We start from the raw sequence: 10060 nt of genomic DNA on the forward strand, positions 1-10060 counted from the left end.
AACAACGCCCATGAAAATTGCTTTTCGCAAGCATGCTTTCGAATTGTCCCCGGCGCGGGCCGGGCGTAGTCTGGCCCTCAGTCGAATGTCAGGGACCGAACCGATGAAACCTGCCCAAGCGCCCCGCCGATCCCTTCTGCCGCTGCTGGTCCTGGCCGTTCTGGCCGGGCTGGTCATCGGTGCCGTCTGGTGGGCGACGCGCCCCGGCCCCCTGCTGATCCAGGGCGAGGTCGCGGCCCCGCGGGTCGATGTCTCGGCCCGCACCTCGGGCCGGGTCACGCGGATCGAGGCCGATCTGGGCCAGCGGGTCGAGGGCGGCCAGCTGCTGGCCGAACTGTCGAACCCGCAGCTGGTCACCGCCCATGCCGCCGCAGCATCAGGGCTGGAGGTCGCCCGCGCCTCCGAGGCCGCCACGGGCGCCACCCGGCCCGAGGTGATCCGCGCCCGCGAGGCCGAGTTGGCCGCGGCCCAAGCCGATCTGCGCCTTGCCGAGGAACAGCTGGGGCGCGACACCGGCCTGTCGCAGCGGGGGTTGCGCCCGCAGGCGGCGCTGGACCAGTCCACGCGCAACCTGGATGCCGCAGCAGGCCGGGTCGAGGCCGCCGAGGCGCAGCTGGACCTGGCCCGCGCCGGTGCCTCGCCCGAGGAACGCGATGTCGCCGCGGCCCAGGTCGCCCAAGCCGAGGCCGCGCTGGCCCAACGCCAGGCCGATCTGGACGAGCTGGAGATCTTCGCGCCGATGTCCGGCGAGATCTCGGGCCGCATGATCGAGCTGGGAGAGAATGTCGGCCCCGGCGCGCCCCTGTTCACCATCGTCGATCTGGACCAGGCCTGGTTCACATTCAACCTGCGCGAGGATCTGCTGGCGGGGCTGGCCGTAGGCGACCGGCTGACCGTCCGCATCCCCGCGCTGGATGTCGAGACCGAGGCCGAGATCACGCTGATCAACGTGCAGGGCCAGTTCGCCAGCTGGCGCGCCACCCGCGCGACGGGCGATTTCGACCTGCGCAGCTTCGAGCTGCGCGCCCGCCCGGTCCAGCCGCTGGAGCGTCTGCGCCCCGGCATGTCGGCCCTGATCCAGCTGGACCGCTAGGCCATGCTGGCGGTCATGGCGCGCGAGTTCCGCTTGCTGCCGCGCCGCCCGGCGCTGGCGGGGCTGGTCGTGGTGCTGCCGCTGATCATGCTGCTGGTGCTGGGCGGCATCTTTCGCGCGGGCATTCCCACGGGCATGGCGGTGGCGGTGATCGACCTCGATCGGTCCGACCTGTCGCGCGCCGTCGCGCGGATGCTGGACGCCGCGCCCGAGCTGACCGTGACCCATCGCGCATCCGACCTTTCCGAGGCGCGGTCGCTGATCGTCTCGGGCGCGGTGCGCGGCGCGGTGCTGATGCCGCCGAACCTGGAACGCGACATCACCCGGGGCGAGCGTCCCGAGATCGTGACCTTCTACGACAACCAGCACATGAGCGCCGGATCGCTGGTCGCCCGCGGCGCCCGCAATGCCATCGACACGGCGCTGGCGGGCCTGCGCCTGTCGGTGCGCCAGGGTCAGGGAGAGGCGCCCGTGCAGGCCATGGTCGCGCTGCAGCCCATCCCAATGCAGGCCCATGCGCTGTTCAACCCGGCCTTTGATTATGTGCATTTCCTGCTGGCCGCGCTGATCCCCACGGTCCTGCAGATCATCGCCGCCGCCGCGACCGCCTATGCGGTGTCGCTGGATTTCGGGCCGGGGCGGCATCCGCGCGTGCTGATGCGCATGGGCGGCGGTATCCTGCCCGCGATGCTGGGCAAGATCCTGCCCTATACGGTCATCTTTCTGCTGATCCTGGGCCTGTCGGATGTGGCGCTGTATGGCTGGCTGGCGGTGCCGTTGCGCGGGTCGCTGTGGCTGATGGCCCTGGGGGCGGTGCTGTTCGTGCTGGCCTCGCAGATGATCGGGGCGCTGGCCTTCGTGCTGACCCGCGACATGGGCCGGGCGGCCAGCATGATCGCGCTGATCACCGCGCCGGCCTTCGGCTTCATGGGGCTGGGTTTCCCGCGCGAGGCGATGTCGACCCTGGCCCAGGCCTGGGGCGCGGCCATTCCCGGCACCTGGTATGTCCAGCTGCGCATCGACCAGTCGCTGCGCGCGACTCCGCTGGACATATCCGCCATGTCGGTCCTGTGGCTGGCGGTGATCGCGGGCGTTCTGGCGGCGCTGATCCTGGCGCAGCTGTCGCGCCTGGCCCGGCAGGAGGCCGCGCCATGAGCCCGCTTGCCACCGCCTTTCGCGCGGAACTGGCCGCCGTGCTGGGCGACAAGCAGGTGCGGATGATCGTGCTGCTGGCGCTGATCCTTTATGCGGTGATCTATCCGCTGCCCTATCGGGCCGAACTGCTGCGTGACGTGCCGGTGGTGCTGGTCGATCAGGACGGCAGCACCGCATCGGCCGATCTGGCGCGGCGGGTGGACGCGTCGGAGGCCGTTGCCCTGACCCATCTCGCCCCCGACATGGCCGAGGCCACGCGGCTGGTCCATGAACGCCGCGCCTATGGCGTCATGCTGATCCCCGACGGGTTCGAACGCGCCCTGCTGCGCGGCGATCAGAGCCCCGTCGCGCTTTATGCCGATGCCAGCTATTTCCTGATGTATCAGCGCGTGATGCAGGGCGCCGCCGTCCCCCTGCGCCAGATGGGCGCCGAGGTCGAGGCCGGGCGCCTGATCGCCCAAGGCACGCCCCGCGCCGTGGCCACCGCCCAGGTCAGCCCCGCGAACCAGATCGAGGTGCCGCTGTTCAACCCCGCGGCGGGCTACGCGACCTATGTGCTGCCCGCGGCCTTCGTGCTGATCCTGCAGCAGACGATGATGATGGGGCTGGCCTTGGCTGCGACCCGGCGCGGGCCGCTGCCCGGCCATCCGGTCTGGCGGCTGCTGGGCCGGGCGGGGGCGTGGCTGGCCATCTGGGCGGGGCTGCTGCCGGTCTATCTGATCGTGCTGCCGGTGCTCTATGGCCTGCCGATCCTGGGCGGGCCGGGGGCGCTGATGATGCTGGGCCTGCCCTTCCTGCTGGCGGCCGGGTTTCTGGCGCAGCTGGTCGCGGCGCTGTTCCGGCGGGGCGAGGTCGTGCAGGTCGTGCTGCTGGCGCTCGGGATGCCGTTCTTCTTCCTGTCGGGCTTCGCTTGGCCGGTCGAGGCGATCCCGGCCCATCTCAACGCGCTGGCGCAGCTGATCCCGTCGACGGCGGCCATCGACGGGCTGGTGCGGGTCATGCAGATGGGCGCGACCCTGCCCGAGATCGCGCCCATCCTGTGGCATCTGTGGGCCTTGGCCGCGGGGCTGGGCCTCGTGGTGCTGGCGGTCGAGACGGTCAGCCCGTCACGGCCAGCAGCGCCAGATAGAGGACCGACGGCCCCATCAGACAGCCCAGCCCGGTGAAGAAGGTCGCCGTCATCGCGCCATAGGGCACCAGCCGCTTGTCGGTCGCGGCCAGCCCCCCGGCCACGCCGCTGGTCGTGCCCATCAGCCCGCCATAGGCCATGGCCGATTTCGGGTTGTTCAGCCCGATCAGCGGCGCGACCAGCGGCGTGCCGATCATCACCAGCACCGCCTTCAGCAGCCCCGCAGCGACCGACAGGGCGATGACCTCGGAACTGGCGCCCAAGGCGGTGCCGGTCACCGGACCCACGATATAGGTCGCCGCACCCCCGCCGATCGTCGCCATGCTGACCGCATCGGTATAGCCGAAGGCCGCCGCGATCGCCGCGCCCACCGCGAAGGACACCACGATCCCCAAGGCCAGCGCGCTGACCCCCGCCGCGCCGGCCTTGCGGATCTCGCGCATGTCGACGCCGTAAGCGGTCGAGACGATGGCCAGGTCGCGCAGCATCGCGCCCCCCATCAGCCCGATCCCGGTGAACAGCGGCACATCCGCCAGCCCGCGGCTGCCCCCGGTCATCATGCCGCCGATCCAGGCCAGGATCAGACCGATGATGATGGCCACTGCCGATCCGTGCAGCCGACCAGCCGTCAGCCGGTCGGACAGCTGATAGGACAGCCACATGACGCCGCCCACGAACAGGAAGGCAAAGACCAGGCCGTTGCGGGCCAGAACCTCGACGATCAGTAAGCGGCGGCGCCGCCTCACCTGGTTTCAGCTTGACGGGTTGAAGTTCCAGGGCAGCAGGTCGTCGATCTTTGCCTGAGGATGGCTGGCTGCCACCGCTTCCAGGGTTGCCTTGAGGTAGGCGAAGGGTTCGACGCCGTTGACCTTTGCGGTGGCGATCAGGGATGCGATGCGCGCCCAGGATCGGCCACCCTCGTCATGGCCTGCGAAGAGCGCATTCTTTCGCGTCAGCGCGATCGGCCGGATCAGGTTCTCGACGTTGTTGGAGTCGATCTCGACCCGGCCGTCGCGCAAGAAGGTCTGCAACCCGCCCCAGTGACGATGGATATAGGCCAGCTTCTCCCCGAGGCGCGACCTCATCGATATGCGCCGACACTGCAGCTGCAGCCATTCCCCGAATGCGGCGATCAGCGGCGCACTGCGCGCTTGGCGGGCCGACAGCCGCTGGCCCGGGTCCATGCCACGGATCTCGGCCTCGATCCGGTAAAGCTCGGCTATCCGGCACAGGCCCTCGGCCGCGATCTTGGAGCCGTCGCGATCAAAGATCTCCTTCAGTTTTCGCCGGACATGCGCCCAGCAATAAGCGACGGTGATCGGTGCGCCGCCTGTCCGGGACGGACGCGTCAGACGGTTGTAGCCGGTATAGCCATCCAGCTGCAGGGTGCCGTCAAAGCCATGGAGGATGCGCTCTGCGTTTTCGCCCGCGCGGTCGGGCGCATAGGTGAAGACCACACCGGGCGGATCGCCCCCGCCCCATGAGCGGTCATCGCGCGCCAGGGCCCAGAGGTAGCCCGTCTTCGTCCGGCCTCGGCCAGGATCGAGCACGGGTGCCGTGGTTTCGTCCATGAACAGCTTGCTCGACGTCTTCAGGTGCTCTGTCAGCCGATCGACCACGGGACCGAGGTGGAAGGCGGCGGTGCCGACCCAATCAGCCAGCGTGCTGCGGTGAAGCTCGATGCCCGCGCGGGCAAGGATTTGGCTCTGACGATACAACGGCAGATGGTCCGCGTATTTGCTGACCAGCACATGCGCCAAGGCGCCCTCAGTGGGTAGGCCGCCATCGATCAGGTGTGCGGGTGCCGGTGCCTGGGTCACGCCCTCTGCACACCTGCGGCACGCATATTTTGGGCGCACGGTCACGATGACCCGCAGTTGCGCGGGCACGATATCCAGCCGCTCGGTCCGGTCTTCGCCGATGCGGTGCATCTCACCACAGCCACACGGACAGAGCAGACTGCTCGGCTCGATCACGCGTTCTACGCGGGGCAGGCTTTCCGGAAGATGCCCGCGATTGCGGCGGGCGGCCCGGCGCGGGGGCGTGCGGGGCGCAGTCTCCGCATCCTGCCGGGTCTCGGCCTCGGCCAACGCGGTTTCCAGATCCTCGAAAGCCAGCTGACGCTCGTCGTCGTTCAGCTTCTCGGAGCGTTTGCCATGCAAGACCTGGTTCAGCTCGGCGATCAGATGCTCCAGCCGCCGGTTGGTTTCCTGCAGCGCGTCCCGTTCCCTCAGCACGGCAAGAACAGCGGCGCGCTGGCTTTCGGGGATGGCGGACAGGTCGATGGACGGAGCGGCGGACATGAAGTCATCATACCCTGATCCGACTGTAGTTGAACGCTTTTATTGCATTCAGGTCATTCTGAAACGGCTGGCTTTGGGGTTTCCAGAGGTCGGACCCGCCGCCAGTCGAGGCCGGCAAAAAGCGCCTCGAACTGCGTTCGGCTCAAGGTCATGGCCCCGTCCCGGATGGCCGGCCAGGTGAAGCTGTCGGCCTCAAGGCGCTTGTAAGCCATCACCAGCCCGCTGCCGTCCCAGAACAGGATCTTCAGCCTGTCGGCCGATCGGCTTTCATTCCACATACCAACTGCGTGATTTGCGGATCGAATATCCTTGGCACCCTCTTTACGGGCGGGTTTTACGCGCGCGCGATGGGGGACGCAGGCACGGATCGGACTCTGTGCTGGTCGAGGAACGGCAGGGGTTCTTCCGGACTTTGCCCCCCTGGATGTGCGATGCCGCCTATTGCGCACGCATGGAAAGCGGCCCGCCGGTTGTTGCTCTCGAAGCCTTGCGGTCGCTTGCACAGACACTCGATCTAATGCGTCACGGCCAGCTTGCGTCATCCTGTGGGGGATCGATTCCCGAGGAGGATACGCATGCCCTGCCGACCCCGACCCCTCTCGCAACAAAAGCAAGCGACGCCGAGTCAGCTCTGCCTGGACCTGAACGACAGCCCGAACCGCCCCCCGGCCGCGCCCGCGACACCGGCGATCCTGGAGGCATTGGCAGACCTGCTGCTGATGGCGGCGGGCAAGATTGCGGAGGGCGCAGGTCATGATGCACGCAAAGATCACCGGTGAGCACCTTGCCCGCAGCGCACTCGTCTACGTTCGCCAGTCGACGATGGCTCAGGTGCTCGGGAATCTCGAAAGCCAGAAGCGGCAATACCAGCTGGCCGAAGCCGCCCGCGACACCGGCTTCGCCGAGGTCCGGGTCATCGATGAGGATCTGGGACGCTCCGGCTCTGGTCTGATTGCCCGCCCGGGCTTCCAGCGTCTGGTCGCGGAAGTCTGTGCCGGGACGGTGGGGGCGGTCTATTGCATCGAAGCCTCGCGGCTTTCCCGTAATGGCCGGGACTGGCATCATCTGATTGACCTCTGCGCCTTGACGGGGGCCTTGGTCGTTGACCCGGAGGGGGTCTACGATCCGCGTCAAATGAATGATCGACTGCTGCTGGGGCTGAAGGGCACCATGTCGGAATACGAACTCAGTCTTCTGCGGCAACGTGGGCTGGCGGCCCGCGATGCGAAGGCGAAGCGGGGAGAACTCCGCTTTACCTTGCCGCCTGGGTTCTGCTGGAGCGAGGACGACAGGATTGAGATGGATCCTGATGAGCGGGTCCGGCAGGCCATCCACCTGATCTTCGCCAAGTTCCGCGAGCTTGGCAGCGGTCGCCAGGTGTTCCTGTGGCTGCGCGCGGCCGATGTCCATCTGCCAGTGGTCCTGCGCAACGGTGCCCTGCGCAAGATCGCTTGGCGCAAGCCTGCCTATCACAGTGTGATGCAGGTGCTGCATAATCCGGTCTACGCTGGTGCCTATGCCTTCGGCCGGACCGGTAATCGGATGGCGGTGGTCGAGGGCGAGGCGCGCAAGACCAGCGGCCATCACCGGGCGATCGAGGAGTGGGGCGTGCTGATCAAGAGCAATCACGAAGGATACATCGACTGGCAGGCCTATGAGGAGAACCGCGTCCTGCTGGGGGAGAACGCGCATATGCAAAAGCGAACGGCCCGCAAATCCGGGCGCGGCGGACAGGCGCTGCTGAGCGGCATGGCGCGTTGCGCAAGGTGCGGCCGGATGATGCGGGTCTTTTACAAGACCGGGACCGACCTGTCCCATCGTTACCAATGTCGGGGCGATGACAGCCATGTCGGGGCTGGGCTCTGCATCGGTGCGGGCGGGGGCGGCATCGATGCGGCAGTGACCGGCCAACTGCTCGAAGCGGTCTCCGGCCGCGCCGTGCAGGCTGCCCTATTGGCGGGACAGCAGGCCACCCGGGCACAGGAGGTGGTGCGGCTTGCTGTCGAGAAGGAGCTTGATGAGGCACGATACGCCGCGGAACTGGCCGAGCGGCGATATGAGCATGTCGATCCCGCCAAACGGCATGTTGCGCGCACGCTGGAGGCGCGGTGGAACGCAGCCCTGGAGCGGGTGGCCTCGGTCGAGCAAAAGCTTGCCGCTTTGGGCGCAGAACTCATCGCGAGGCCCGGGGTCGATCCTGATGTCCTCTTGCGGCTCGCCACCGACCTGCCCTCGGCATGGAATGCCGCCGGGACCGATGCCCGCGCGCGGCAGCGACTGGTGCGCCTGCTGATCGAGGAAGTGGTGATCGACATCGATCAGGCGGAGAACGCCTTCGTTCTACTCATTCACTGGATCGGCGGGCGCCACACCGAGGTCAGGCTGGCCCGGCGCCGAACCGGTCGCTTCCCGCCGGGGCCAAAGCGCACTGCTGCCGACATCTTGCGCAAACTTGGCGGGCACTGGCCAGACAGGGAACTTGCCGTGACCCTCAACCGGATGCGCTGCCGCACTGAGGATGACGAGACATGGACGACCGTCCGCGTGGCTGAATTGCGCGACAGGCTCGCGATCCCACCCTATGATCCCGAGGCCGAGGAGGAGAAGACCGTGAGCGTCGATGCTGCCGCCAAGCGGCTCGGCGTCTGCGTGGCATCTGTCCACAAACTGATCCGCGCGCAGATCCTCCCCGCGACACAGATCCTGTATTCCGCCCCATGGAAAATACCGCTGGCCGCGCTCGAAACCGAGGCGGTTCGGATAGGCTTGCAGGAAATAGCCGCGCGCAGGCCAAGGCAAGCGCTTGATAAGATTGCAGACAGGTCCATGACCCTACCCGGATTCTGAAGGAGGAGATGCATTATGAAACGTGATCGGCGCGCTTCGAGCGGAACACAAAGATCGTGCCGGTGAAGGGGTCTTCCGCCAGCATCGACTGCGCCAAGGCTGCCAATCCGTCGTGCCCCTTCCTGAAGTCCACCGGCTTGGTCGCCACCAGGATCCGCATGCCCTGCGACGGCATCAGCACGGCGCGGCTCCAAGAGCACGGACAATCTCGGCCAGCCGAACGGCGGGCGTGTCCGCGGCCAGCTCAAGCCTCACCTCCCCGATAATGATCCTGATCCCCTCGTCTGCAGCGCGCCCGTCGTAGGAATGGACAGCAGGCGGTGTATCGCAAACCACCAGCGAGGCAAAGACCGGCTCTTCGGCCAAGATGGCTGGCAGCACCAGCTTGCCCTGCTTGGCCAGCCGCCGCCACGCCGATACCTGGTTCGGCTGCACTCCATAGTGATCCGCCACTGCGTTTACCGTGGCCCCCGGCTGCAGTGTATCGGCGACCACCCGAGCCTTCACCTCATCCGGCCACCGCCGATGACCAGAGGCATAAATCTCCACGCCCAGGGAGGTGAGAAACGAATTCTTGGCACACATTGCGAAACGCACTCCCCATCAGCCGATGAAAAGGACTTCGCAGCAGCGCGTCAGCCACGCAACGTGGGGTTCAGACGCCGCTTACGATTAAGGATAGATTCCTCTGTCGTCGCCTTAGGTGTGATCTCAATATCCTTCAGAGATACGCTTTTCAGCGATATACCGAAACTTGCGATATACAGATTATGGATGACCTGCCAGATGAACCCACCACCAATCACGAAGGCAAGTAGATTGAACCAATTGGTCATGTCGAACGGACGGAAGTAGGCACCCGTCATGATCGCATCTCGCTTCTGGAATAGATGCCAACAGGCGATGACGCCGATAATCATGAAGAGAGAGGCCAGCATCGACCAACGGCCGGGCGACTGTATCCGCTTAAACCTCGAAAGCGGAAGCCGCTTCGAATCGGCACCGTAGAGCATTTGTTGCAGGATGCTTCGCTCGATCTCCTGCCTGCTCACCTTGCCGTTGAAGGACCCGGCTTCGGGTGGAGCTTCAGGCAGAAACGCTGCCAAGGATATCTGCAAAACTGGTCGCTTATACCCCTTCAAGAAAGACTTGATGATGCTGCTTTTGCCTGATCCGTAGGGTCCGGTGAGGGCAATGTTCATCACACGGGGGTTGTTGGTCGCCTTGGTCAACGCGGCTGAGTACACGCCCGCCGGGTCGGCCTGATCCGTCGGGGCGAGGTCGACGTATCGCGTTCCCGCGCCTGCCTCCTCCGGTTTCCGAGTGAGCCGATCCGCAGCCGTAATAAACCAGCCCGCTAACTTAAATCGATAGTAAGACAAGTTCTTAAAGCCCCCAGATCTGGTGGGCAGTGTCCCAACACATGGTGTAGGAGGCCGCGCGCGGAGCCTTCGGCGTAGCGCAGCGCGCGGCCGTTGGTGACGCTGGCGGTCACCGTCGATCTTCGGACAAGTTTCGGGTTGCGAGACCTTG

Annotated in this window: 10 protein-coding genes; 4 read left to right on the forward strand and 6 right to left on the reverse strand. The window is 66.4% G+C overall.

The window, feature by feature from the left end; all coding sequences use genetic code 11:
* Positions 1-103: 103 nt before the first annotated feature.
* The 3 genes from GL284_RS19275 to GL284_RS19285 are packed head-to-tail and all read left to right on the forward strand — an operon-like array spanning position 104 to position 3414.
* On the forward strand, positions 104-1093 hold the full coding sequence (locus tag GL284_RS19275; protein WP_155046106.1) for an HlyD family secretion protein: 990 nt from the start codon (positions 104-106) through the stop codon (positions 1091-1093).
* Positions 1094-1096: 3 nt separating this feature from the next.
* Entirely contained in the window at positions 1097-2248 is a 1152-nt protein-coding gene (locus GL284_RS19280; protein WP_155046107.1) for an ABC transporter permease, read from the forward strand.
* Entirely contained in the window at positions 2245-3414 is a 1170-nt protein-coding gene (locus GL284_RS19285; RefSeq protein ID WP_155046108.1) for an ABC transporter permease, read from the forward strand. The genes GL284_RS19280 and GL284_RS19285 overlap by 4 nt, the downstream gene beginning before the upstream one ends.
* Here the strand turns inward: GL284_RS19285 and madM are convergent.
* Genes madM through tnpB (GL284_RS21395) form a run of 3 tightly spaced genes read right to left on the reverse strand, consistent with a single transcriptional unit; the run spans position 3347 to position 5958 of the window.
* Positions 3347-4123 carry a malonate transporter subunit MadM gene (gene madM / locus GL284_RS19290; protein ID WP_226341282.1) on the reverse strand — a complete coding sequence of 259 codons (777 nt, stop codon included), beginning with the start codon at positions 4121-4123 and terminating at the stop codon, positions 3347-3349. The two genes, GL284_RS19285 and madM, sit on opposite strands and share 68 nt — an antisense overlap.
* A gap of 6 nt (positions 4124-4129) precedes the next feature.
* The gene (gene tnpC / locus GL284_RS19295; RefSeq protein ID WP_035714907.1) at positions 4130-5680 is read right to left on the reverse strand and encodes an IS66 family transposase; all 1551 of its coding nucleotides are present in this window, start codon (positions 5678-5680) and stop codon (positions 4130-4132) included.
* 53 nt (positions 5681-5733) lie between these two features.
* Positions 5734-5958: an IS66 family insertion sequence element accessory protein TnpB gene (tnpB, locus tag GL284_RS21395; protein WP_169743206.1), complete on the reverse strand. Its 225-nt coding sequence runs from the start codon at positions 5956-5958 to the stop codon at positions 5734-5736.
* Between the two features lie 475 nt (positions 5959-6433).
* Between tnpB (GL284_RS21395) and GL284_RS19305 the strand changes: the two genes are divergently transcribed.
* The gene (locus GL284_RS19305; RefSeq protein ID WP_230383185.1) at positions 6434-8527 is read left to right on the forward strand and encodes a recombinase family protein; all 2094 of its coding nucleotides are present in this window, start codon (positions 6434-6436) and stop codon (positions 8525-8527) included.
* Between the two features lie 13 nt (positions 8528-8540).
* Here GL284_RS19305 and tnpB (GL284_RS19310) read toward each other — a convergent pair whose 3' ends face one another.
* From tnpB (GL284_RS19310) to GL284_RS19320, 3 genes are all read right to left on the reverse strand, one after another.
* Entirely contained in the window at positions 8541-8702 is a 162-nt protein-coding gene (gene tnpB / locus GL284_RS19310) for an IS66 family insertion sequence element accessory protein TnpB (RefSeq protein WP_140418254.1), read from the reverse strand.
* Positions 8702-9112, reverse strand: a complete 411-nt coding sequence (gene tnpA, locus GL284_RS19315; RefSeq protein ID WP_035714911.1) for an IS66-like element accessory protein TnpA — start codon at positions 9110-9112, stop codon at positions 8702-8704. The genes tnpB (GL284_RS19310) and tnpA overlap by 1 nt, the downstream gene beginning before the upstream one ends.
* A gap of 50 nt (positions 9113-9162) precedes the next feature.
* Positions 9163-10060, reverse strand: an 898-nt coding sequence (locus GL284_RS19320; RefSeq protein ID WP_230383186.1) for a YobI family P-loop NTPase, incomplete at its 5' end; no start/stop codon positions are given.

This window comes from Paracoccus shanxieyensis, assembly GCF_009711265.1.
GTDB classification, from domain to species: domain Bacteria; phylum Pseudomonadota; class Alphaproteobacteria; order Rhodobacterales; family Rhodobacteraceae; genus Paracoccus; species Paracoccus shanxieyensis.